We start from the raw sequence: 23,297 nt of genomic DNA on the forward strand, positions 1-23,297 counted from the left end.
CATACCTCTTGTTGGAACGGAGGGGTACCTCCGGTCCGCACCGGCAAGGTTCACCGCTTCGGCCGACTGCCGCGGGACAGTAACTGCCCGCCGATGTTGAAGAAGAGCACCATCATCACCAGGACCAGTGAAGCAGCCCATGCAAGGTCAATCAGGTTCTGCGAAAAACTCGCCGACGAATTATAGATGAACACGGCCATCGAGCTTGTCGGACGCATCAGGTGGACGAACGGCTGCTTACCGTCGATCGCCCAGCGGAAATTGTTCATCATCGCCGTGAAGATAAGCGGGGCGGTTTCGCCGGCCGCCCGGGCGACCGCGAGCATGACGCCGGTCAGTATACCCGGCATTGCCGATGGGATGGTGATCTTCCAGGTGACCTGGGCCGGCGTGCAGCCCATGCCGATCGCCGCATCCTTCATCTTCTGGGGGACCATCTTGATCGCCTCTTCGGCGGTCAGCATGACGATGGGAATCATCAGGACGGACAGGGCAACACCGCCGGCGACGGCCGAGAAGCCGCCGGTCAGCAGCACCACCGCGACGTACGCGAATACACCTGCCAGGATCGAGGGCAGACCGGTCATAACCTTGGCGGCGAAGCGGACGAACGTGGACAGCGGGTTCCTGGCACCGAAGGTCGTCAGGAAGATGGCCGCCATAATGCCGAAGGGCACCGCAATCAGAACTGCCACGACGACCATGGTGAGGGTTCCCACGATCGCGTTGCCGAACCCGCCTTCACCGGGCTTGGCCATCGCACCGGGCGGAAGCTCGGTAAAGATCGCCAGTCCGCCTTGAAGCAGACGGGTTCCGCCTCGGACAATCAGCATGAACAGCACGGAGAACAGCGGAATACAGGCGACGACCGTCAGCGTGCCGGCCAGGACAGAAAGGCCGACGCTGACAAGCGTACGGATCGACTTGTAGTCCCTGTGAAACGCCGACGCCGGCAGGTTGGTTGACGCGGGACTCTTGGTCGGAGTGATCGCTGTCATTGCCGTGCCCCCTTCTTTCCGCGGTTGGCGACCTGAATGATGCTTGCCCCGATGACATTCACCACCAGCGTGATCGCCAGCAGGGTCATGCCGGCGAAGAGCAGTACATTCATTTCGACTTCACCGGCTTCGGGGAAGTTGTTGGCGATCAGAGCGGCGAGGGTGTTGCCGGGATCGAGCAGTGAGAAGCTGAAGACGTTCTTGTTTCCCAGCAGCATCGCCAAGGCCATTGTTTCACCCAGGGCGCGACCGAACCCCAGAATGACCGACCCGAAAATGCCGGTCGAAGCGGTGGGAACGATGACCTTGAGAATCGCTTCCCAACGTGTCGCCCCCAGGCCGAACGCCGCCTCTTTGATTCGCGGGTTCACCGACGTGAGCGCGTCGTAGGAAATCGCGCTGATCGTCGGCAGCACCATGATTGCCAGCACCAGTGCGGCCGGAAGCATGCTACGGGCACCCAGGGTAAAACCAAGCGGTTCGAGCATGTCGCGAAGAAAAGGAATGACGAAGTAGATGCCCCACAGCCCGTAGACCACGCTGGGGATCGCCGCCAGCAGTTCCACGATGTTCTTGAAGACAACTTCGAGCTTTCGCGGAATGAACCCCTGGCTCAGGAAGATCGAGATCGCCAGGCCGAAAACCGTGGCGATCGCCAACGCCAGCGCCGAGCTGTAGAGCGTGCCGAGTATGGGTGCCCGCAGGCCGTACTTGTCGGCGTTGGGCTCGTACTCGTTGCTGGTGATCAGGCTCGCGCCGTGCTCCTTGATCGCCGGGATCGCCGACAGGCCAATCTCATAAATGATGTAAGCCAGCAGTGCGATCGTACCAATCGCAAAGAACCAGGCGAGGAGCTTGGTACCGGTATTGATGAACCGGTCGAACCCTGAGGGCGGCTGGGTAATGCTCCCTTGGGTCAGTCCGGAATCGTGACTGATGACTGTCATGTGGATGAACCTGTAGTCATATCAGACTTCGAAAACCGGGGCGGCCGTGAGAGACCGCCCCGGTTTTGATTACGTTGGAACAAATCGACTGCGTTCCGTCGATCGATCAGGCGCCGACCTTGATGGTCTCGGCCTTGGCCTTCACCTTTGTCACCACCGCGGCGGGCAGGGGGATGTAGCCCAGTTCGTTGGCGATCTTCTGGCCGTCGGTCAGGCCGTATTCGATCATGGTCTTGACGGCCTTGCCCTTGGCGGCGTCTTCGTAGACTGGCTTGCAGATGAGCCAGGTGTAAGTGACGATCGGGTAGACGGCATCGCCGGCCGGATCGGTGATCCAGGCGATCAGGTTTTCGGGCATCTCGGTCGCTGCCAAGGCGGCGGCAGCGGTCTCGGCGGTCGCCTTGACGTACTTGCCGGACTTGTTTTCCAGCTCGGCGACCTGAAGGTCCTTGCTGTAGCTGAACTCGACATAGCCGATCGAGCCGGGGGTCTGCTTCACCTGGGCGGCGATGCCGTCGTTACCCTTGGCCGCCGTGCCCGGGAACTTGGCGGTCTTTCCGGCCTTCCAGGAAGGGTCAATCGCGGCGAGATGGCTCGTGAAACAGTAGGTGGTGCCGCTGCTGTCGGCGCGAGAGACAACGCTGATGGGCATGTCAGGCAGCTTCACGCCGGGGTTGGCGGCGGCGATCGCCGGGTCGTTCCACTTGGTGATCTTGCCGCTGAAGATCGCAGGGTAAGCTGCCCGCGAAAGCTTGATGTTCAGGCCGGGGGCGTTGTAAGCGACGACGACCGAGCCGGCGGTCATCGGCAGCAGGACCACGCCGCCCTTAACCTTGCTGATTTCTTCGTCAGTCATCGCGGCATCCGAAGCGCCGAAATCGACGGTGCCCGAGGTGAACTGCTTCACGCCGCCGCCGCTGCCGATCCCCTGGTAGTTGACCGTGATGTCCTTGTTCTTAGCGTTCAGGTCCTTGAACCACTGAGTGTAGATGGGGGCCGGGAAGGTGGCACCCGCGCCGACGAGTTCAACGGAACCACCGCTGCTGCTGTTGCTGCCACTCTTGCCGTCGCCTTCCGACTTGCAGGACCAGCCGGCCAGGGCAACGCTGACGACCAGTGCGCTGCGGCCCAGAGTGGACAATACGCCTTGGAATTTGGATCGGATCATCGAAGTTCGCTCCCTCTTTCAGCCTTGGATCTAGAGTCGACAGCTCGTCGAACGAGGGCGTAGGTTTACCCCCAAGGCAGACGGCTTGTCGACGTCACCCTGCACCCATAGCAGAGACTTAACGCTGCACAAACAATTGGATTTGGCAATCTATTGAAAAATCCCCGCGTCGGCAGCACGGATAAAGGTGGGTCGCTTCGTCTCGGAGCTACGTCAGTGTATCCCCTTCGCCCGGGAGAACGGGCGCGTCAACACCGTCTGATAGCCGGCGACTCTACTTTCGAAATGGGATGGGCGGCCGACGCCACCACTATATGTCATCATCCTGCGATGAGTCGGCGGCTGGACCTGACCGCTTGCCGAAGAGCATGTTTCGGCTTTCCTTGAGCTCGCGCCAGGTCTTCTTGATGAGTGTGTAGGCTTCGTCCGAGGTGATCTTCCCGCCCGTTTCCAACGCGCAGATGAGACTGATGGTATGGCCAAACTCCCGAATGTTGGCCTCCATGAGTAGTTCTTCCGGCGAGAATGCGTTGTCGGTCAAGATAGGGTCTCCCGCGGACGAATGCTCCGGCAGTGGTGGGAGCCGTCACCGGCTTCCGAGGTCTGCGATACTTCGCACGGCACGCCGTTCATTCTGACAGTGTTCCGTGCAAAAACAACAGGCCTGTTCACCGGCCTGCGGCGAGGCGACGGAATTATCGAAGTATCGGCCGATTGATGCCAGTACTTGTGGCGCTGTTAGCCCCGCAACGCCGAGAGCCTGGCGCAGTCGTGCCGACATACCCGGCCGTCACTACTTGCGCGTCAACAATACCATGCGCACCTCCGCCACCTGCTTGCTGGCCACCTTGACCGCCTTGAGCGTCAGCTCGCCGCGACCGGCGGTCAGGTTGACCGACCCTAGCGACAGCGGTTTCCAGTCCTTGACGTAACTTTCGCCACCGCGGGATGCCGTACGATCATGTTCTTTCCCGCGCAATGGTGGGTCGTGCGGCTCGGCAATCCTCGTCGTCGTTTTCACGTCGCCGAGGCTCAGCTCGATTTCCGACCCTACTTCGGCTGCGGGGCAGCTATACCAGACGACAACTTCATACCTGCCGGCTGTTTTGACTTCGACGTCCCACGTGATGCGGTCGTCGGTGCTGGTCCAGTTCACGAAATAAGAGCAGTTGGGTGCGCCCGAGCTCCGCTTCACATTGCCATGCGGTACGCCGTCACGCGCCGGCAACTGCGTCAGTGGGTGCTCCGGCGAGCCGACGGTGTACGGCCGATCGTCCTTCGACAGCATCGGAAACATCTCCGCCTTCCAAGCAGCAAGCGCGGCGCTGAGCTTCTCGGCGATCTGGGGATTTTGCCTGGCGACATCGGTCTTCTGACCCGGGTCGGCCGCCATGTCGTAGAGGATGCCGCCGTCCATTAGGCGGTATTGCTGCGTACGCACCGACACCTTTCGGTTCCAGTGGGAGAAGATCATTCGGTCGTCGGTCTCGACCTTCTTTCCCGTCAGAACGTCAACGAGCGAACGACCATCGAGCGGACCGTTCGAAAGGACTTTCACGCCAGCGAAATCAGCGAGCGTCGGCAGCAGATCGATGGCGCCAGAGATCTGCGGGATCCTGGTCCCGGGGGCGATCTTTCCGGGGTACCGAATCAGCAGCGGCGACCGGACGCCGCCTTCGTCGACGCTGCCCTTCTTCCCCTTCATGCCGCCATTCCAGCGAAAGCCGTTGGGGCCGTTGTCGCTGAAGTAGAGCACGATCGTGTTGTCGGCGAGCTTGAGGTCGTCGAGATGCTTCAGAATCCGACCGACGTTCCAGTCAATCGCTTCGCACATCGCCAGTGCGGCGCGGGTGTGTTCCAGGTCTTCCTTACCCGGGTTGTCGTCGCGCAACTTCAGGTCGGCCTTGGCGAACTTGGCGTAGAACCGGTCCGGCACCTGCATCGGCGAGTGCGGAATGTTGTACGGCACATAGCAGAAGAACGGTTTGTCCTTGCTGGCAGACATGAACTGCATCGCATGGTCGGTCAGGTCGTCGGCCATGTATCCCTTGCCGGTGACGAGATCGCCGTTGTGATCCATCAACGCGTCGAAGTAGTCGCCCCAATGACCGGAGGTGAAGCCATAGTATTCTTCGAAGCCGCGGGCATTCGGGTGGTAGGGGAACTGGGTGCCGTTGTGCCACTTACCGAACGCACCGGTCTTGTAGCCGGCGGCTTTGAAGGTGTCGGCGATGGTTTTCTCGTCCAGATCGAGCCGCTCGCCGCCGGTGGAGACGTTTCGAACGCCGCCGCGGGGGTGATAGCGACCGGTCATAAACTCGGCTCGGGTCGGCGAGCAGACGGGGCAGACGTAGAACCGGTCAAACATCGCGCCGTCGCGGGCGAGCGAATCGATGTTCGGCGTCGAGAGGTTCGTGTTGCCGTGAATGCTCAGGTCGCCCCAGCCCTGGTCGTCGCTCAGGATGACGACGATGTTCGGCGGAGCGGCGGAAACAGCCCGGGTTGCCGTGCCGCACGTCAGAAAGATTGCAGCGCAAAGCGTGAGCAGTCGGTTCATGGTGTCGGTTCTACGTGAGAAGGGCGCAAAGGAATCGATCCATCACTCGGATCGGCCACTCTGCTGCAACGGCTGGACGGTGCGAATATTGAGGGCCTTGTCACCGGATCCCTCAGGGCGATTGCATGTTCAGGTCGTTAGCAGACGGAGCAGGTAGTGCTCGTCCCAACCTGCCTTTAACCGTTTCCCGTGGATCCCGTTTTTGATGCTCTTGTCCCGCTTGAGAAGATTGAGCGTCAGCCGGCACAACCGGGAGTAGTTCTCCGCACCATAGCCTTTGCGGATCCGCCGCTCGTCCTCGCGGGAGCTCACGTCCAGTTGCCAGTGCAGCTTGTTCTCGATGGCCCAGTGGCCGCGGATCGCCGCCGCCATCGCCCTGGCGTCGGTCCCTGCGACGCTGCTGATGAAGTAATGCCGCTCGACGCTGCTCTTGCCGGCAAGCACCTCCCGCTTGCGTTCGACCGCGATCACGCCGGCCAGTCCCGGCCACTGCTGACATAGGTCGCCGAGCCAGTGCACTTCGTCCATCACCCACACTTTGCGGGTGTCCAGCCGGCCGTGGTCGGCGTCGAACTCCTCGTGGACGCCGTGGCTCACGTCCTTCATGCCGCCCAGGATCGCTTCGTCCAGCAGCTTCCTGACCTTCGCGTGCAGCGTCGGACGAGGCGAAGCCTGGTCCTCGGCTGGTTCTCCTTCACCGACAGCACGTAGTTGCCGCCGGCATCGACGATCTGTCTGGCGATCTGCGTCTGGCAGCCGGCGGCATCGATCGTCACCGTCGCGTCCTGAATGTCTAACAGGCCCAAAAGCCGCGGGATCGCCTCGATCTCATTGCTCTTGTCATCCACGGCGACCTGGCCGAAGACCATCCGGTGGGCGTCGACGAACGCGCTGACCATGTGGGTCATGTTGTTCCTGGCCCAGGCGTGTTCGAAGGACCGGCGGATGGCCTTGCCGTCGATCGCGATCAGTCGTCCGCCGGCGGACTGTGCGATCGCGCCGACCCAGGCGTTGAAACACTGCTCGAAGGCGTCGGGATGGAGCTTGGCGAAGACGCGACCGAAGGTGTCGTGAGACGGGATGCCGTGGGGAAGATCCAGGAAGGTTCGCAGCCAGGAGAGCTTGCTCTTGCCATAGAGTTCAACGTCGACCCAGCCGTCGGCACCGCAGATGACGGCGCAGACGGAGATGACGAGGATGTCGTGGAGTTTGTGAATCACGTTGCAGCCGCGAGGATCGGGGAGGTTGGAAAACGCGCGCAGGGTACCACTGGTCGCAGGGCCATCCATGGCGAAGCTCCGTTTCAGGAGATGAAAGTTGTTACCAGCGAAGCTTCGCGACCGGTGAAGGAGTGATAGCGAGAGAAGTTAGAAAGCGCAACCCGTACAAAACACAACCATCGACAAAAGGAGATGCGATTGCCCTCCCGGATCCCTGCAGAAGAACCAGAAAGCCACAGCGAATCTGGCGGTCGGGCGGTAAACTGTCAATGCCATGCGAACGACTACCTTAACCATCACGGCGCTCATCCTGTTCGCGATCGGTGCCGGCGGCTGCGGCGGAGGATTGCCGGCGGGGCAGGCTGGGCTGCGCGTGCTGGTCAAGGCCGAACCCAAGACCGGCTACACGCTCGACGTGAAGACGGCAGACGTCTACGCCGGTCGACCGGAAGTCGAAGATGCCACCGCGGCCCGGCGCGATCCGTTCCGTCCGCTCGACTACCGGAACCTCAGCGACATCGTCGTGTACCTGGTTCCCCAGAGCGGTTCGGCGGCAGCAGCACCGACCGCCAAACCGATCGACATCGACGCCGTCGCGGGCAACAGGCAGGGACGGTGGACGCTGGGCGTATCGGCAGTGGGGGGAGAAGTGCGGATCGGCAACGCGTCACCGACGCCGCGAGCGGTTTACATCCGCACCGAAGCCGGCACTTTGAGCGATATCGGCACTGTCGCGCCGGGAGCGAGCGTGTCAGCCACAATGTCCGCTCCCGGCAGCATCACCGTCTGGGCCGAGTCTGGAAAAGCCGAGGACGACCGCCTGGCCGAAATCTTCGTGGCACCTAATGGCTGGGTGGCGACAACGGTCAGCGGCGGAAACGTCACCTTTGCGCCAGTCCCCGCGGGAACGTACACGCTGCACACCTGGCATCCGCGATTGCCGGGACAATCGCAGCAAGCAACCCTTGCCGCCGACAAGTACACCGACGCCACAGCGACCGTGACGGTCAACGTGCTGCCGCCAGCAAAGTAGGGCAGGCCGTGTCCGTCTCTGCCAGGATCATCCCCCCAGATACGCTTCCTTGACCTCCGGATCGTTGAGGAGCGTCTGCGCCTTGTCGCTCTTGATGACCCGCCCCGTTTGCAGGACATACGCGCGATGCGCGATGGTCAGCGCGAGGTGGGCGTTCTGCTCGACGAGAAAGATCGTCGTCCCCTGTTCGTTGATCTCGCGGATGATCTGGAAAATCTTGCGGACAACGAGCGGCGCCAAGCCCAGCGAAGGTTCATCCAAGAGCAGCAGCTGGGGCTTCTGCATCAGTGCCCGACCGATCGCGAGCATCTGCTGTTCGCCGCCGGACAGCGTCCCCGATCGCTGGCTTCTTCGCTCTGCGAGCACGGGGAACAGCGTGAAGCACCGGTCCAGGTCGGCGGTGATGTCATCCGTCCGCTGGTACGCGCCCAGACGCAAGTTCTCGAGTACCGTCAGGCTCGCGAAAACCTGCCGGCCCTCCGGCACATGGCTGACGCCTAGGCGGACGATCTCGTGCGCGGGCCGGTAGTGAATGTCGCCATCCTTACCGACCTGCTTGGGCAGGCATTCCCCGTGCCATTTAACGCACCCCTTGGTCGGCCGAAGCAAGCCGCTGATGGTCCGAAGTAAAGTGGTCTTGCCGGCACCGTTGGCGCCGATCAGCGTGACGATCTCGCCGCGATCGATGTGCAGGGAAACGCCGTGCAGCGCTTTAATGGCACCGTAGGAGACGTCGAGGCTGTCTACGCTGAGTAGCATTTCAGAGTTCCGATCCCTCTCCCCCGAGTACGAGGGAGAAGGGAAACTATCCCGGTTCGCCCAGATACGCTTCGATCACCTTCGGATTCGCCTGAATCTCCGCCGGTATGCCGACGGCGATGGTTTCACCGTGATCAAGTACGGTGATGCGCTGGCAGATGCTCATGACGAGCTTCATATCGTGTTCGATCAGGAGAATGGCGACCCTGAATCGATCGCGGATGAAGCGGATCAATTCCATCAGTTCGAGTTTTTCCTGCGGGTTCATCCCGGCGGCGGGTTCGTCCAGCAACAGCACTTTCGGCTGGGTCGCCAGGGCGCGGGCGATCTCCAGGCGGCGCTGGTCGCCGTAGGGAAGATTCTTCGCCTGCTCATGGGCACGATCGAGCAAGCCGAAGATCTCGAGCAGCTCTACCGACTCACGGACGACCGTTCGTTCGTCGGCGACCTGCCGGCCCAGGCGGAGGATCGCGCCGAACAGCCCGTGACGATGCCGCATCTGGGCGCCGAGTCGCACGTTGTCGAGTACGGACAATTCACCGAAAAGCCGGATGTTCTGAAAGGTCCGCGCCAATCCGGCGCGGGCCACCTGATGGGCTTTCATTCCGGTGATGTCGGCACCGTTGAGGAAGATCGCTCCGGTATCGGGGCGGTAGATCCCGGTCAGCAGATTGAAGCAGGTGGTCTTGCCCGCACCGTTCGGACCGATCAGTCCGTACAAACCATTTTCAGGCAGGGCGAGGCTGAAGTCCTTCGCTGCCGTCAGCCCGCCAAAAGAGATGCCAATGCCGCGCACATCGAGCATCGGCGCCGTGCCGATGGCGGGCGAGGCGGCGGCGGGAGCGGCTGACGTTATCTGGGCCGTCATCGCTTCTCCTGCAAAGCGACAGCCCCGGCAGTTGCCGTGGACGATGACCGCAGCGGGCGACGGAGGAACGGCAGCTTGTTCAGCGGCCAGACTTCCCAGATTTCATGCACGCCTAGAAGTCCCTGCGGCCGGAGGATCATCAGCAGCACGAGAACCGCCGCGTAGATGATCATGCGGAAATCGGAGAGCTTTCGGCCGGAGACATCGGCACCCCAGCGGGCCAACTCGTATGCCAGGCACACTCCCACGATCAATCCCAGCACGCGCCACCGATGGCGGGCGCGAACCGCCGCAATCAGCGCCAGTACGGCAATGACAGCGAGCACCGTCGGATCATAGATTCGCGGCGGGTCGCGCAAAACTTCGGGAAGGAATGTCAGCAGAATGGCGGCCATGAACGCGCCGGAGATCGACCCCAAGCCGCCGAGCACCACCATGATGATGATCTCGAATGATCGCGAGAAGCCTAGGTCGCCGGCCTTGATCTGCCCGACATAAAGTGCCGTTAGCACGCCGGCGATACCGGCGAAGAAAGCCGATAGCATGAACGCGCGGACGTTGTACTTCGTCACGTCCACGCCGATCGACCGGGCAGCGACGAGGTCTTCGCGAATGCTCAGCAGTGAACGCCCGTAGCCGCTGTACTTCACGCGAACCGCCACCGCCAGCACGATCGCCACCCAGACGTAAATCCAGAAATGCGACGCGTAGGTGGGCAGCCCGTTAAATGCCTGAGGCCCGCCCACGCGGTGCAAAAGGCCGAAAAACGACGACTTGTCCACGATCACCTGATCAACCGAGGACAGCGTTCCATAGGGACTGATCTGCGACGGCGTGCCCTCGAGCAGGACTCGAACAATCTCGCCGAAGCCGAGTGTCACGATCGCCAGGTAGTCCCCGCGCAGTCGCAGCGACGGCAGCCCGACGAGATAACCTGCGGCGACCGAAAGCAACCCGCCCAGAATACACCCGGCCAGGAAGAGCAGTTCGCCTCCGAGCAATGGCATGGATGGCGTACTCCGTGCCGAGCCCAGATAGCTCAGGTATCCGCCGTGAAAGTTGAAGTCGCCGTAGATCGCGTAGCTGCCGTAGTAGACGATCGACGCGCCAAAGTACCCGCCGACCGCCATAAACCCGGCGTGGCCGATCGAGAACTGGCCGGCGAAGCCGTTCACGAGGTTGAGCGATACGGCCAGGAGGATGTTGATGCCGGCGAACGCAATCACCGAGCTGAAGGTCGGCGTGTTGGGGACGACCAACTCCTGCAGGCAGTAGGCCAGCACCACGCCGACCACTACCGGCCAGACGGCGCGTGGGATGGCCGTCCAGCCGGGCGGCCGAAGTGCCGAAGCGCCATCGTCGGAAGTTGTTGCCAGTTCGGTCATACCTTTTCGACAACCGCCTTGCCGAGAATGCCGTTCGGCCGGACGAGCAGCACCACGATCAGAATGGAGAAGACGTAGACGTCGCGATAGTCGCTGGAGATGGTGCTGACGCCGAGAAACTCAATTAGCCCGATGCACAGCCCGCCGAGCATCGCACCCCGGATGTTGCCAATTCCGCCGACGACCGCCGCGACGAATCCCTTGAGCCCGAAGAGCACCCACATGGTGTCTGCGGTCTGACGGAGCTGGGGGTACTTCAGGCAGTAAAGGAACCCCGCCGCGCCGGCAAGCACCGCTCCTGTGACGAAGGTGAACGACACCACGCGGTCGACGTTCACCCCCATCAGCGCCGCCGTGCGATGGTTGAACGACACAGCCCGCATCGCCAGGCCGATCTTGGTGTGGAAGATCATCCACTCGATGCCGATCATGATGACCATGGCGACGGCGAGGATGATCAGGTCCACCGTGTTGAACGTCACGCCGAGAAAGGTGATCGACTCGTTCACGATCATCGGCGGCATCACGCGGGGGAAGGGGCCGAACGGAATCGAGTAGACTGTCATCCCCTGATTCTTGGCCCTGAAGATTTCCAGCTGTCCGATGTTCTGCAAGAGCAGCGACACGCCGATCGCTGTGATCAGCACGTTCAATCGCGGTGCGTTGCGGAGCGGTCGATAGGCGAGGCGCTCGATGGCGTAGCCGAACGCACCGCAGACCACCATCGCCGCCAGCAGCACGAGGAGCGTGAGATAGAACGGCGGAACCTGCGCGCCGAACGCCGAAGACAACCCGAGCATCGCGGCGGCGGTCAGGCTGGCCCACGCGCCCAGCGCGAATACATCGCTATGAGCGAAGTTGATGAACTGGAGAATTCCGTAGACGAGCGTGTAGCCCAACGCCACCAGGGCGTAGAGGGCACCGATCGAGATGCCATCGGCAATGATTTGGAAGAAGCTAGTCACAGTAACAGGTGGCGGCGTCGCGGTTGACCTCTTCGGCGGCGTGCACCCGGCTTACTTCTCAACTTCGTAAGCCTTGAAGAACACGAAATCCCCGTTCTGCATCTTCTGCACCACGGCCCGCTTCTCGACGTCCCGGTTGGCGTTCAGCGTGATCTTCCCGGTGACGCCGGCGAAGTCTTTCGTGTCGGCAATCGCCTTGGCGAGGTCGTCGCCGTTGAGCGTGGGGGCCTTGGCCATCGCAGCAAACAGCACGCCGGCGGCGTCGTAGCCCAGGGCGGCCATGCTGTCGGGCTCGGAACCGAACTCCTTCTTGTACTTGGCGACGAAGTTCTCGACTTCCGGGCGCTTCTCTTCCTTCGAGTAGTGATCGGTGAAGTAAGAGCCGTTCAGCGAGTCACGCGAGCTCTTGAGCACGTCCGACACCCAGCCGTCGCCGCCGATCATCGGCAGCTTGATGCCAAGGGTCTGGGCCTCCAGGCCGATGTTGACGATCGCGCTGTAATAGGCCGGAACGTAGATGAAGTCGGGCTTCGCCGCCGCGATTTCCTTGAGCTGGGCGGAGAAGCTGGTATCGCCGCCGCTAAACGCCTGCTGCGTGACGATTTCGCCGCCGCGCTTCTTGAAGGCATCGACAAACCCTTCATTCAGGCCGCTGGAATAGGCCTGTGTGCGGTCGTAAAGCGTTGCACCCTTCTTGAGCTTCAGCTCTTCTAGGACGAACCGGGCGCCGATCGCGCCCTGATAGGTGTCGATGAAGCAGACACGCGAAATCATCGGGCCGATCTTCGTGACATCGGGGTTCGTGCTCGATGGGGAGATCATCGGCACGCCTTCCTTCTGGCAGATCTGCCCGCCGGCCTTGCTCAGGCTCGACGCGACTTCCCCGATGATCGCCAGCGCCTTGTCCTGCTGGATGAGTTTATTGACGGCATTGACGGCATCGGCCTGCTTGCCGGCGTCGTCTTCGGTCTGAAGCTTTACCTTGCGCCCTTTGATGCCGCCTTTTTCATTGATCTCTTTGACGGCGAGCTTGATGCCGTTGTCGGTCGATTGTCCGAAGGTGGCTTCGCTGCCGGTCATCGACGCGTAATGACCGATCACGATGTCGCCCGTGCCTGTATCGCGACCGGCACCACCGGCCTGAGGATCCTTCTTGCACCCGATGACGGCACTGAACAGAGCGAGCGGGAGCAGCAAAGCGAGATGGCGGGGCGACATGATAAACTCCTCTAAGAGCTTGATTCCGCCGGGAATGTAGCGGCCGCGCCCGCCGGCGGCAAGACGATTCGAACGTCCATCTCCCCGCGAGCGCCCTTTTCGATCCACGGCCCGGTCGATACAGTCATCGTCGTGGCGGGCAGTGGCCCGACAGCGCCGAATTTGTCAGCAGCGATCGCCCGTCTGCGTCGCTTCGTACGCCTTCGAACACACCCAGGAGCGGGCATGGCTTGGACAGCAGCGTCTCTTCGATCAGGAATTGCCACGGTCGCCTTTGCCGCCGTTTTCACCTCGGCCTCTGCCCGTGCCCAGGTTGCTGCCCCGGCGATCGAGGAATCACGTCCGATCGTTCTGCTTCGCCCGTTTGCCCTGGTCGATCAACCCGAATCGATCTACCCCGATCCCGAGCCGCCGAAACCGAATACGGGCGTCAACGAAGGTGGCGTTCATATCAGCCTGAACGTCAGCTATCTGACCGACTATGTGTACCGCGGTATCGATCGCAGCGAGATCGGCGCGATCGATCCATCTGAGACCGGCGACGTCACCGAGGACGCGCCGAACCTGCAATTCAACGGCAAGCTGACCTTCGACCTCGGTCGCGCACCACACCCGTTCGTTGGCCTTTTCGCCAACGTCTACAACGACGATCCCGTCTCCCGCTTCCAGGAGGTCCGTCCCTACTTCGGCCTAGACTGGACCATCCGCCCGCTGCGTTTGACCGCCGGGTGGCAGACGTACATCTATCCGGAGCGCGACGACTTCAACACTTCAGAGATCTTCGGCAGCATCGAGATTGATGACTCGGTCTTCTTTCGGACGGACCGGCCCATCTTCGCCCCGTATATCTACGCGGCGTATGACCACGATCTCTACGACGGCCTCTACCTGGAGGCTGGCCTGAAACACGACTTTGTCATTGAGGGCACCGGCGTCACACTCACCCTGACGGGAAATGTCGGCTTCGTCGCCGGTCACGGGTACTTTACGGCTCAAAACGGGGAGGACACCGGATTTCAACACTACGAAGTGGGATTGATCGGGGCCTACTCGCTCAACACACTCGCCAACATCAGCAAGCGATATGGCGACTGGAAGCTGCGGGGCTACCTCTTTTACACCGATGGGCTAAACAACGATCTTCGGGCTGATACGCAGATCTGGGGCGGGGTGGGTATCGGATTTGACTATTGAGTAGCTGAATAGCCGCCCGTGGATCGTCAACCTTCGCAAAGTGAACGTCCTCGTCGGCAGTTTCTACAACTGGCGACGAGGACGTTGTTATTGCCGGCGGGGGGCTGGTGAAACTGATCCGAACCCTGCCTCGCTAATCGCCGGAACCTCACTTCGCGCCGGCCATCTCCTGCTTCATCTTTGCCCGGTTCAGCTTACGCTGGCGATCCTGCACGCCACGCTGATCGCTGGGCTTGGCGTTAAGTGCTTCGTCGTACTCGGCCCGGGCGGCGGCGGCGTCGATGTCCTGCGGCGCCCAGGCGGCCGACGTAAGAACCGTCAGCTTGTTGTCCTTCATCTGGGCGATTCCGCCGTCAACAAGGTAAGTCTGTCGCTTTCCACCAGCCAGGTCGATCTGGAGTTTGCCCAGGCCGAGCTTGACCAGAAGCGGTGCCCGGCTGGTCAGAATGCCGATCTGCCCGTCGTGCGCCGGCAAAATCGCCTGGGTGACGGTCTGGTCCAGAAGTTGTTGTTCGGGGGTAACGATCGTGCACTGGAAAGACATCTCGGGCTCCGCTGGTATCAGGGTTTAGGGCGGGAAGTGTAGAGGCGTCGCCGAAGCACGTCAACGCAACAAGGCGACTTGACGAAACCGGAATGTCGTGTAAACTTTCCGACCTAGTTAGTGGTTCGCGGGCGTAGCTCAGTGGTAGAGCGTCACGTTGCCAACGTGAATGTCGAGGGTTCAAGTCCCTTCGCCCGCTTTGATGACGGCTCGTTGTCCTGAACGGACAGCGAGCCGTTTTCGTTTATGGGTCCTCGTCACCTGTTTATCTCCGGGCGATCGGTTGTCTGTTGCCGATCTTGGAATCGCGCCTTCAGCTGGACCAGGAGGTAGGATGTCCGCTATGCAATCGACGGTGCCCCGGGTACGCCCGCAGACAATCGTTGCCGAAGTGCTGGAACCGCGGGCACTGTTTTCCGTGTCGGAAGTTGCCCCGGTGGAGGTCAATCTTTCGGCTTCTGATCTGACGGTGGTCGCACCGCCGGCCGTCATCATCGGGCAGAAGTTCAAGGCCGGCGTTTCGCTCGCGGTCGGGAATGCTGGCACAACCGCTGTCGCCACACGCGGGACGATTGAGTTGTTTCTGTCGCAGGACCACGACCTAAGTTCGGACGACACGGTTTTTTCGACCGTCACGCCGAAACTCAATCTCAAGCCCGGTCAGCAGCGGGTGGTTAAGGTTGCGATTACATCGCTACCGTCAGTCCCGAACGGCCAATACCACGTGATCGCCCGGCTTTCGGCCGGTACCAACAAGGTTGAAACGGACGCGGCCGACAACATCGCCGCCAATGTCAACGTTCACATCGACGTCGCGCAGCCCCGGATTGATCTTAGCGGAGGTTTCGGACTGACCCCAACAACCGCACGGCCTGGTAAGACGCTCGCCGTGGAACTTTCGGTGTTCAACAGTGCCAATATCACGGCGACAGGGAAGTTGTCGGTTCTCGTTTCGGCCACCACCGACAAACTCGCCGACCCGGTCGGCACGCCACTGGGCATCGGGAAGGTCACCATCAAAGTGCCGCCTGACGAGATTCGCACCTATCGATTGCGCGTGCGTGTCCCTGCCAGTCTTCCACCCGGCAGCTATTACCTTCTCGGCTCGGTCGACTCGGCTGCTGCGTTCACAGAATCGAACGAATCAAACAACTCGTTCCCGGGTTACACGCTTATCCAGATCGGATAGGCGCACCCGGTGCGCGGCGGTCACAGCACTGGCGACCGCTGTGATACCTCGGTGCCGCTCAGGGTGTGGGAGTGCTTCCGGCTTCGCCGTCTGCTCAGGTACGGATAGACGAGGGCATCCAGCGAAAACCAACCCGGGCCAGTGAAGACGAGGCCGAGAAACGCAGCAAAGTAGAGCAGCGCCAGTTCCTTGCTCGCCGGGCTGTTACCGAACGACAGCGTCCACGGGTCGTTCGCGTGGATGACGAACGCGGCGACCCCCATCGTAAAGGCGACAGGCAGCGCGGCGATGCGCGTGAGCAGCCCCAATGCCACCAGAAACGCGCAGAAGAACTCGGCACCCGTTGCACAGATCAGGCTGAGTCGGCCACCCATGCCAAGCGGATCGGGGAAGTTGGTCTGTCCATTCACCAGCATCTCCAGCTTCGCGTAGCCGTGCGTCATCATGAATCCGCCCATGCCGATGCGAATGATGAGCAACCCGATGGATGTCAAAATGCCTTGTCTGCGTTCGTTCATGGCTGTACGACTCTTTCCGCCGCGAACAATGGCGTACTACTCTGCGTCTTTTCGCCGGCTCGGCTGGCTTACGCGGGCGGCAAACGGCCGCCTCTGTGAAGAGTTGGTGTACCGGCAGGCGGTCAGTATCGGCAACGGTCGAAATCGAAGCACTTCACGGCTGGCCGCAGTTTCACTCTTCCCCTCCGCTCTACCGGCTCGTGCAGATGCCCGGTTGCCGGAAACTCCTGGCTCGGCGTCGTCGGTGAGGCACGAGTAGCCCGATTCGCCCCCACATCATGACCACGCTATCCGTCGGCACGAATCCCTCGTGCCGACTTCTTTCTCGATGGCCCCACAGTCCTCCCACCAGGAGTGCTGCTGGGCCATTCTGCTTTCAGGAGGTCTCTAGCCGGCGGACGCGGAACGCTTCAGCGGCAGGGTGACGGGATTCGCCAGGATCTCCGGGATTACGTGGCCGCCAACGTCAGTCAGGCGGAAGTCTCTACCGCTGTAACGATAGGTGAGCTTCTCGTGGTCGAGGCCGAGGAGGTGGAGAATGGTGGCGTGAAGGTCATTGACGTGAACCTTGTGTTCGACGGCCTTGTAGCCGAACTCGTCGGTCGAGCCGTGGTGGCAGCCGCCTTTGACGCCACCGCCGGCCATCCAGATGGTGAAGCCGTTGGGGTTATGGTCGCGGCCGACGGAACCCTGGCTGTCGCTGGTTCGGCCGAACTCGCCGCCCCAGATGACAAGCGTGTCATCGAGCATGCCGCGCGATTTGAGGTCTGCCAGCAGGGCGGCCGCCGGCTGGTCGGTAGCGGCGGCACACGAGCGGTGGTTGGCCTCGATGTTGTTGTGGCCATCCCAGGGTACGTCGCCGACGGACCCGTCGCCGGAGGATCCCCGGCCGGCGAAGATCTGCACGAACCTGACGCCGCGTTCCACCAGCCGCCGGGCGATCAGGCATTGGCGTGCGAAGGTCTCACACTCCTTGTTATCAATCCCGTAGAGCTTTTTGGTTGCTTCGGATTCCGACACATAATCCATCGCCTCAGGGGCGGTTGACTGCATGCGATATGCCAGTTCGAAGCTGTTGATCCGGGAGATCAGGTCGGCCTGGGTCGGTCGGGTGCGTGCGTGATCTGAGTTCACTTCCCGCAGCAGATCGAGTGCCGCGCGCTGCTGGGCGTCGGTTTCGTCCTTCGGGCGGACGAGGTTGTCGATCTCTTCCTTCCGGCGCGCGTCGAGTGCCAGCGCTCCATAGGTCTTTGGCAGAAACCCGGCCGACCAGATCTGGTCGTCGCCGCGAGGCTTCTGGCCGTGCATCACCACGTACGCCGGAAGGTTCTGGTTCATCGAACCCAGCCCGTAGGTTGCCCACGCGCCGGCGGCGGGGCGGCCGGGGACGGTGGACCCGCACATCAACTCGATGCTCGCCGGCGCATGGTTGTTCGCCCGCAGGTACATCGAGTGAATGAACGCCATGTCATCCACATGGCGGGACAGGTGGGGGAACAAGTCGCTCACCCACGAACCCGACTGGCCGTACTGATTCCAGCCGAATGGGGACTTGAGGCACTTGCCCGAAGTGGTGAAGAAGCCGGTCTTGGAATCGCTGCCGGGCAGCTTCTCGCCGTGCATCTTCTGCAGGGTCGGCTTGTAATCGAACGTGTCCACCTGCGACGGAGCACCGGTCATGAAGAGCCAGATGACCGCCTTGGCGCGGGGCGCAAAGTGCGGCCCGCGGGCGGGGAGGGCATCGACCGATGGTGATGCGGGCGACGTCGCGGCACGGGTCGTCTCAGCCAGCATTGTTGCCAATGCCAGCGAGCCCAGCCCCATCCCGGAGTGCTGCAGAAACTTCCGGCGGGACGGCAGGGCGAGGTCACCAGGGGTGTAGTGATTGAACATGACGGGTTCCGACTTCTGTGCTTCTGGGTACTGACGGCGGGCGTCAATCGACGTAAATGAACTCGTTCGAGCAAAGAATGATCATGCAGGCCTGCAAGAGCGCCCGCTCGGTTGCTGCCACTGTTGCCGCCGGGTTCTTGTCGGCCGGCTGAAGCTCGGCAATCTGGGTACGAATATGGCTCTCGAACAGGTTGCGTTCCCGGGCATTTGGAGAGCGGCCCAGCGCGATCTTGAACGCATGGTCTACTGCCTCTTCCGTGGTCTTGGCGTCGGCCCGGGCGCGCTTGGCAAGCCGACTGGCGGTGTCGCGGACGAACGGGCTGTTCATGAGCGTCAGCGCCTGCGTCGGCACGGTTGTCGTTCCGCGGTCGCCGATGCTCTGGGTCGGCTCCGGCCCGTCGAAAAGGGTCATGAACGGCACCAGTTCGCTCCGTTTGACGCGGAGGTAAACCGAGCGGCGTGGCGATTCGAGTGCGGCAACGCTCGGACCGTACAGTTGCGAATCCAGTCGACCGCCAACCACCAGCAGTGAATCGCGAACCGCTTCGGCTTCCAGACGCCGCGACGGCCGATGCCACCAGAGCTTGTTCTCGGGGTCACGCTGCATCGCGGCCGGGGCGTTGTCGGCGCCCTGCTGATAGGCCGCGCTGGTCATGATCAGCCGGTGCAGCGGCTTGAGTTGCCAATTGTTCCTGATGAGTTCCGACGCGAGATAATCCAGCAGTTCCGGGTGCGTCGGCTTGTCTCCCTGTATACCGAAATCGTTCGGCGTGCGGACGAGGCCTTCGCCAAAGTGATACTTCCAGACTCGATTCACAATCACCCGCGCCAGCAGCTGTCCGGCACCTGCCTTGGTATCGGTGATCCAGTAGGCCAGGGCGACCCGGCCGTCGGGACCGGTCGGGGGTGTCGAGGGCGGCGTTGCCCTGGCCGCCCTCGCTGCGGATCGACCTCGGCCCTGCATCGGAGCTGCGGGGTTGCCCGGCGCAGCGGCGATGGTGTTGGCGGCATTGATCCACTGATCGGCCTCGCCCGTCGTCAGCACCTGAAGGAACGAAACGTCCGCCTTGCCCGCCTTGTTATCGACTTCGCCGCGCTTCAGGAGGTAGACATCGGCGCCGCCTGCACGCGTGGAATAGACGTTGATCAGCGGAGGGCGGGGACGCTTCATCTCCTGGTTCTGGAGGGCCGCCAGGAGACCAGAGGCCTTTTCGTCCACTGCGCCGAACCATCGCAGGAGGTGGTTCTTCGTCGGATCGGCTTGTGCCGCCGGAGTGGCTTGTTTGCTGGCGGCGGCGGGGCCACGATCGTTCGGCGTCACATTTGATGTCACCGCCGGGGTTCGCAGCATCGCCAGCAGTTCTCGCAAGTTTTGCGGCTCGACCGGCGTCTCAAGGGCCAGCGGATTCTCGGCATTTCCGAACGACAACCGCGCCTTGCCCAGGCCGAAGAAGCGGCTGAACTTCAGCTGTATTTCCAACTCTGTCCCGCCAGGGAAGCCGACCGACTGACCCTCGATGCCGAAGACGGCGGCGTGATCGACACCCAACTTGGGTGATACGGCCCAGCCGGACTGAGGGCTGTTGTCCACAGCCGCCGATAAGGGGTAGTCCTTCTGTTCAAAGGTCGCCTTGACCGCGTTGAGCTTCAGCGTGATGGGCTTGGTCTTGTCGGCCGGATCGAGCGGCTTGGCGATGACCTTCAGGTCCGCCAGGACGAAGTTACCGTTGTCCGACAATCCCGGGCCGTTCTTCGGCGATGCCTTGTCTGCCAGCGCGTCCAGGCGGATTTGGCTCAAGCCTGTCTGGAACGTCACCGCCTTGATGGTGTAGGTGTCGTCCTTTTCCTTGCCGCTTTCGTAACGAATGATCCCGCCGGCGGCGACGTGGAGCTGGGCCGAGACGGCCGACGCGCTGAGGACATCAAGCGCCTGCCATCTCGTTGCCGGCTCGTACTTGATCGTCGGGAGCTTCTGCGTCCGCCAGGCTTCGAGCCGGCCGGGCAGTTCGTCCCTGGTGTATGCCGCCAGCGCCTCGCGCATCGGCCGGGTGGCTGCTTCAAACGCTTCGACCTTTTGTTGCGTCTCCGCGTGGTTCGGATCGATTTTGACATCCCCGTGCTCGGTGCGTGCCAGCGCCGATGCCAGGCCGTAGTAGTCTTTCTGCGGAATCGGGTCGTACTTGTGTTCGTGGCAGCGGACGCACTTGAGCGTGGTCGCGAGCATCGCCTCCCCGGTGGTGGCGATCATGTCGTCCAGTTGGTCGTAGCGGATGCGCTCTCGTGTCTTGGCGGTGATCTGTCCCGGGTAGGGTCCGGATACGAGAAAGCCGGCCGCTGCGGCGCCTTCGAGCTCGCCGGGCATCAGCTTATCGCCGGCCAACTGCATGCGGACAAACTGGTCGTACGGCATGTCGTTGTTGATCGCCTTGATGACCCAGTCCCGATAGTGATAGGCGCCTGGCCGAAAGGCGTCGAACTCATATCCGCCGGACTCGGCGTAACGGACGACGTCGAGCCAGTGCCGGCCCCATCGCTCTCCGTATTGCTCGCTGGCCAGCAGCCTGTCGAGGAGCTTTCCGAAGGCGGTCGGCGACTCGTCGGCAAGAAACTCCCGCATCTGCTCGGGCGTTGGCGGCAGGCCGGTCAGATCAAAGTAAGCCCGGCGGGCGAGCTTCTCGCGCGACACCGGGGCGCTGGGGGCGATTCCGGCAGACTCCAACCCCGCGAGGATAAAGCGGTCGATGTCAGTCGTCGCCCAGGCGGTGTTCTTCACCTGCGGAATCGGAACCTTCTGTAGCGGGCGATAGGACCAGTGTTCGCGTCCTGCCACGATGTCGATCTCTCGTTTTGCGATCGGTCCCCCGGTTCGGGGATCCGGTGCTCCCATGTCGATCCAGCGGGCGAAGTCGGAGATGACGGAATCAGGAAGCCGAGTCTTCGGCGGCATTTGCAGGTTGTCGTCGTCCCACTTCATCGCCTTGATAAGAAGGCTCTTCGCAGACTGCCCTGGCACAATGGCCGGTCCGGTGTCGCCACCTTTGAGCAGACCTTCGCGGGAATCGACATAAAGGCCGCCCTTGAGCTTCTTGTTCGTCACAGCCGCTGCCGAGTGGCACTGGTAGCACGACTCCACCAGTACGGGACGAATTTTCTGCTCGAAGAACGCCGTCTGTTCGGGGGTGGGCAGACTCTGGTCCGAGGCAGTCGCGTGCCGAACCAATGCTGCCAGCATAAACGAGCCGACCGTGATGAAGAATCGATTGGTCATATCCGGAATCTTGCCTTCCTCCATCGGATTACCAGCTTTAAGGTCGTCTTGTTGGCACCTTTCTCTTTCCAAATCCGGTGATTGAACCCGACAGGTAGAATCCAGTACTCAGTCATTGTGGAATGCGATCGGTGGCGATCGTTCGATCCTCGTCATGGCCACGGCAGATCGGGTTGCCGCGTGGGCGACGTCGGTTCGTGCTGGATCGGCCCCTTGTATCCTGCCATCCGGCCACCCCATGTCCGACGTCACGCGAATCCTCAGAGCGATCGAGTCCGGCGACGTGCAGGCGGCGAGTGAACTGTTGCCTCTCGTCTGCGATGAACTACGGAAACTCAATCACCGACGCCCAGGCACGGGAAGCCGAGTTGAAGAAACGCATGCCGCATTCGCGGAAGCCCAGCGGCCGTTGGAAATGGCGGCCGGGCGCGTGGAGCTTCGGTAGAAGGCCCGAGTGCAGGCTGAAATCGTTCTCAGGGAACAATTTCAGGTCACAGGCGGGGGCATCCAGTGGGAGGTGAGGTCTGGATCGGCTGATCTCGCGCGGGTACCGACGCAGTAGGGACAGATCGGTCCAACTCGCGACGTTATGCTACAAATCTGCTAGGCTCTGTCTAATGGACCCAGAATCCTCAAGTATTTCAGCATGATTCCGAGTTTTACGAAGCCAAGGAAGCTTAGTCCGAGCTTTTCGTACCGGGTGGCCAGTCTCCGGCACTCTTTCAACCAGCCCACGGCCTGCTCGATGCGGGATCGTTTCCGGTAGGTTTTCTTGTCGAAACGTTCGCCTATGGGGCGTTTCTGGTTGCTCTTTCGCGGGATGACCGGCTCGATGCCGCAGTCTTTGAGGAACTCGCGAGTTGATTCGTAGCTGTATCCCTTGTCGCCTGCCAGTTGATCGGGCCAGCCGATCCGACGAGGTCTGCGGACACTGTGGATCAGGTTGTGGAGTTGCGTCGATTCGTGCGTCTGACCGGCCGTGAGGGTGGCTCCGAGGATAAGGCCCTTGCCGTCAGTAACCAGGTGGAGTTTCGATCCCCATCCGCCGCGGCTGCGGCCCAAATGGTGGTCGTCGGGTTCGAGGGTGTCGAGCGGGTGCTTTTTTTGCGAGCACCGGCCGCGGCCCGGCCGGCGCGGATGTTCGTGCCGTCGACCAGCCACAGGTCCCAGTCGATCTTGCCGGCCTTGTCCAGTCGGATCTGAAGGGCCTTGAGGATCTTGTCGAAGGTGCCGTCGCGACGCCAGCGGTTGAAGCGTTGGTTGACCGTTCCGAACTTGCCGTAGCGTTCGGGCAGGTCACGCCAAGGAGCGCCCGAGCGGAGAATCCAGAGCATGCCGTTGAGGACGGTGCGATGATTGAGCCACTTGCCGCCGCGAGCCTGCCTGGGAAACAGGTCCTTGAGAAGGGCCCATTGATCGTCCGTGATTTCGTAGCGAGCCATCAGAACCTCCGTGTGGAGGCAGCATGGCATGCAATAATAGAAAGCGCAATTCCTAACGAGCGCCGAACTTGGCATCCATTAGACAGAGCCTAGCACGCCTACGCCGTTCCGTACCTTTTCGTGCCGCTCCA

At 61.8% G+C, this 23,297-nt stretch carries 20 protein-coding genes, 1 tRNA gene and 1 pseudogene; 5 read left to right on the top strand and 17 right to left on the bottom strand.

All coding sequences use genetic code 11. The annotated features are described in order from the left end of the window. Positions 1–50 precede the first annotated feature (50 nt). From pstA to IPV69_RS03100, 7 genes are all read right to left on the bottom strand, one after another. Positions 51–998 carry a phosphate ABC transporter permease PstA gene (gene pstA, locus IPV69_RS03070; RefSeq protein ID WP_206293446.1) on the bottom strand — a complete coding sequence of 316 codons (948 nt, stop codon included), beginning with the start codon at positions 996–998 and terminating at the stop codon, positions 51–53. Continuing rightward, a complete protein-coding gene (gene pstC / locus IPV69_RS03075; protein WP_206293447.1) occupies positions 995–1,945 on the bottom strand; it encodes a phosphate ABC transporter permease subunit PstC in 951 nt (316 codons plus the stop codon). The genes pstA and pstC overlap by 4 nt, the downstream gene beginning before the upstream one ends. 106 nt (positions 1,946–2,051) lie before the next feature. Next, positions 2,052–3,113: a phosphate ABC transporter substrate-binding protein PstS gene (pstS, locus tag IPV69_RS03080; RefSeq protein WP_206293448.1), complete on the bottom strand. Its 1,062-nt coding sequence runs from the start codon at positions 3,111–3,113 to the stop codon at positions 2,052–2,054. Positions 3,114–3,423: 310 nt separating this feature from the next. Further along, on the bottom strand, positions 3,424–3,654 hold the full coding sequence (locus IPV69_RS03085) for a DUF7219 family protein (protein WP_206293449.1): 231 nt from the start codon (positions 3,652–3,654) through the stop codon (positions 3,424–3,426). Between the two features lie 252 nt (positions 3,655–3,906). Beyond that, positions 3,907–5,670, bottom strand: a complete 1,764-nt coding sequence (locus tag IPV69_RS03090) for a sulfatase-like hydrolase/transferase (protein ID WP_206293450.1) — start codon at positions 5,668–5,670, stop codon at positions 3,907–3,909. A gap of 129 nt (positions 5,671–5,799) precedes the next feature. Further along, positions 5,800–6,276: an ISAs1 family transposase gene (locus tag IPV69_RS03095; RefSeq protein ID WP_241179937.1), complete on the bottom strand. Its 477-nt coding sequence runs from the start codon at positions 6,274–6,276 to the stop codon at positions 5,800–5,802. Continuing rightward, on the bottom strand, positions 6,273–6,959 hold the full coding sequence (locus tag IPV69_RS03100) for an ISAs1 family transposase (RefSeq protein ID WP_206290838.1): 687 nt from the start codon (positions 6,957–6,959) through the stop codon (positions 6,273–6,275). Before IPV69_RS03100 ends, IPV69_RS03095 begins: the two co-directional genes overlap by 4 nt. Before the next feature lie 205 nt (positions 6,960–7,164). On the opposite strand from IPV69_RS03100, the gene IPV69_RS03105 reads away from it, so the two are divergent. After that, positions 7,165–7,923 (top strand): hypothetical protein, encoded by a 759-nt coding sequence (locus IPV69_RS03105; RefSeq protein WP_206293451.1) that lies wholly within the window; start codon positions 7,165–7,167, stop codon positions 7,921–7,923. A 27-nt stretch (positions 7,924–7,950) separates the two neighbouring features. On the opposite strand, the gene IPV69_RS03110 is transcribed toward IPV69_RS03105, so the two are convergent. The 5 genes from IPV69_RS03110 to IPV69_RS03130 are packed head-to-tail and all read right to left on the bottom strand — an operon-like array spanning position 7,951 to position 13,118. Then, positions 7,951–8,682, bottom strand: a complete 732-nt coding sequence (locus IPV69_RS03110; RefSeq protein ID WP_206293452.1) for an ABC transporter ATP-binding protein — start codon at positions 8,680–8,682, stop codon at positions 7,951–7,953. 46 nt (positions 8,683–8,728) lie between these two features. Continuing rightward, entirely contained in the window at positions 8,729–9,487 is a 759-nt protein-coding gene (locus IPV69_RS03115; RefSeq protein WP_206295634.1) for an ABC transporter ATP-binding protein, read from the bottom strand. A gap of 59 nt (positions 9,488–9,546) precedes the next feature. Continuing rightward, positions 9,547–10,935, bottom strand: coding sequence for a branched-chain amino acid ABC transporter permease (locus IPV69_RS03120; RefSeq protein ID WP_206293453.1), 1,389 nt, complete (start codon positions 10,933–10,935; stop codon positions 9,547–9,549). Beyond that, positions 10,932–11,900 carry a branched-chain amino acid ABC transporter permease gene (locus tag IPV69_RS03125; protein ID WP_206293454.1) on the bottom strand — a complete coding sequence of 323 codons (969 nt, stop codon included), beginning with the start codon at positions 11,898–11,900 and terminating at the stop codon, positions 10,932–10,934. Before IPV69_RS03125 ends, IPV69_RS03120 begins: the two co-directional genes overlap by 4 nt. A 51-nt stretch (positions 11,901–11,951) precedes the next feature. Beyond that, on the bottom strand, positions 11,952–13,118 hold the full coding sequence (locus tag IPV69_RS03130; protein ID WP_206293455.1) for an ABC transporter substrate-binding protein: 1,167 nt from the start codon (positions 13,116–13,118) through the stop codon (positions 11,952–11,954). Positions 13,119–13,343: 225 nt separating this feature from the next. On the opposite strand from IPV69_RS03130, the gene IPV69_RS03135 reads away from it, so the two are divergent. Next, a complete protein-coding gene (locus IPV69_RS03135) occupies positions 13,344–14,312 on the top strand; it encodes a hypothetical protein (RefSeq protein ID WP_206293456.1) in 969 nt (322 codons plus the stop codon). Between the two features lie 148 nt (positions 14,313–14,460). Here IPV69_RS03135 and atpC read toward each other — a convergent pair whose 3' ends face one another. Then, positions 14,461–14,856, bottom strand: a complete 396-nt coding sequence (atpC, locus tag IPV69_RS03140) for an ATP synthase F1 subunit epsilon (protein WP_206293457.1) — start codon at positions 14,854–14,856, stop codon at positions 14,461–14,463. A 127-nt stretch (positions 14,857–14,983) separates the two neighbouring features. Between atpC and IPV69_RS03145 the strand changes: the two genes are divergently transcribed. Both IPV69_RS03145 and IPV69_RS03150 read left to right on the top strand, forming a co-directional pair. Then, positions 14,984–15,055: transfer RNA gene (locus tag IPV69_RS03145), tRNA-Gly, on the top strand. Continuing rightward, the gene (locus IPV69_RS03150) at positions 15,056–16,045 is read left to right on the top strand and encodes a hypothetical protein (protein WP_206293458.1); all 990 of its coding nucleotides are present in this window, start codon (positions 15,056–15,058) and stop codon (positions 16,043–16,045) included. It begins immediately after the preceding tRNA gene. Positions 16,046–16,065: 20 nt separating this feature from the next. On the opposite strand, the gene IPV69_RS03155 is transcribed toward IPV69_RS03150, so the two are convergent. From IPV69_RS03155 to IPV69_RS03165, 3 genes are all read right to left on the bottom strand, one after another. Continuing rightward, entirely contained in the window at positions 16,066–16,563 is a 498-nt protein-coding gene (locus IPV69_RS03155) for a DoxX family protein (RefSeq protein ID WP_206293459.1), read from the bottom strand. A 387-nt stretch (positions 16,564–16,950) separates the two neighbouring features. Then, positions 16,951–18,456, bottom strand: a complete 1,506-nt coding sequence (locus IPV69_RS03160; protein WP_206293460.1) for a DUF1501 domain-containing protein — start codon at positions 18,454–18,456, stop codon at positions 16,951–16,953. Positions 18,457–18,499: 43 nt separating this feature from the next. Next, entirely contained in the window at positions 18,500–21,724 is a 3,225-nt protein-coding gene (locus IPV69_RS03165) for a PSD1 and planctomycete cytochrome C domain-containing protein (protein WP_206293461.1), read from the bottom strand. Between the two features lie 238 nt (positions 21,725–21,962). On the opposite strand from IPV69_RS03165, the gene IPV69_RS27780 reads away from it, so the two are divergent. Continuing rightward, positions 21,963–22,169: an ECF-type sigma factor gene (locus tag IPV69_RS27780; RefSeq protein ID WP_206293462.1), complete on the top strand. Its 207-nt coding sequence runs from the start codon at positions 21,963–21,965 to the stop codon at positions 22,167–22,169. A gap of 158 nt (positions 22,170–22,327) precedes the next feature. Here IPV69_RS27780 and IPV69_RS03175 read toward each other — a convergent pair. Then, positions 22,328–23,169: pseudogene (locus IPV69_RS03175) on the bottom strand (IS5 family transposase). Between the last annotated feature and the right edge of the window lie 128 nt (positions 23,170–23,297).

This window comes from Humisphaera borealis, assembly GCF_015169395.1.
GTDB lineage: Bacteria > Planctomycetota > Phycisphaerae > Tepidisphaerales > Tepidisphaeraceae > Humisphaera > Humisphaera borealis.

Coding starts and splice junctions, on each gene's coding strand:
- IPV69_RS03165 (WP_206293461.1), bottom strand. CDS start 21,724: ATGACCAATCGATTCTTCATCACGGTCGGCTCGTTTATGCTGGCAGCA.
- IPV69_RS03135 (WP_206293456.1), top strand. CDS start 13,344: ATGGCTTGGACAGCAGCGTCTCTTCGATCAGGAATTGCCACGGTCGCC.
- pstA (WP_206293446.1), bottom strand. CDS start 998: ATGACAGCGATCACTCCGACCAAGAGTCCCGCGTCAACCAACCTGCCG.
- IPV69_RS03160 (WP_206293460.1), bottom strand. CDS start 18,456: ATGTTCAATCACTACACCCCTGGTGACCTCGCCCTGCCGTCCCGCCGG.
- IPV69_RS03105 (WP_206293451.1), top strand. CDS start 7,165: ATGCGAACGACTACCTTAACCATCACGGCGCTCATCCTGTTCGCGATC.
- pstS (WP_206293448.1), bottom strand. CDS start 3,113: ATGATCCGATCCAAATTCCAAGGCGTATTGTCCACTCTGGGCCGCAGC.
- atpC (WP_206293457.1), bottom strand. CDS start 14,856: ATGTCTTTCCAGTGCACGATCGTTACCCCCGAACAACAACTTCTGGAC.
- pstC (WP_206293447.1), bottom strand. CDS start 1,945: ATGACAGTCATCAGTCACGATTCCGGACTGACCCAAGGGAGCATTACC.
- IPV69_RS03155 (WP_206293459.1), bottom strand. CDS start 16,563: ATGAACGAACGCAGACAAGGCATTTTGACATCCATCGGGTTGCTCATC.
- IPV69_RS03110 (WP_206293452.1), bottom strand. CDS start 8,682: ATGCTACTCAGCGTAGACAGCCTCGACGTCTCCTACGGTGCCATTAAA.
- IPV69_RS03115 (WP_206295634.1), bottom strand. CDS start 9,487: ATGCTCGATGTGCGCGGCATTGGCATCTCTTTTGGCGGGCTGACGGCA.
- IPV69_RS03090 (WP_206293450.1), bottom strand. CDS start 5,670: ATGAACCGACTGCTCACGCTTTGCGCTGCAATCTTTCTGACGTGCGGC.
- IPV69_RS27780 (WP_206293462.1), top strand. CDS start 21,963: ATGTCCGACGTCACGCGAATCCTCAGAGCGATCGAGTCCGGCGACGTG.
- IPV69_RS03095 (WP_241179937.1), bottom strand. CDS start 6,276: ATGAAGGACGTGAGCCACGGCGTCCACGAGGAGTTCGACGCCGACCAC.
- IPV69_RS03100 (WP_206290838.1), bottom strand. CDS start 6,959: ATGGATGGCCCTGCGACCAGTGGTACCCTGCGCGCGTTTTCCAACCTC.
- IPV69_RS03130 (WP_206293455.1), bottom strand. CDS start 13,118: ATGTCGCCCCGCCATCTCGCTTTGCTGCTCCCGCTCGCTCTGTTCAGT.
- IPV69_RS03120 (WP_206293453.1), bottom strand. CDS start 10,935: ATGACCGAACTGGCAACAACTTCCGACGATGGCGCTTCGGCACTTCGG.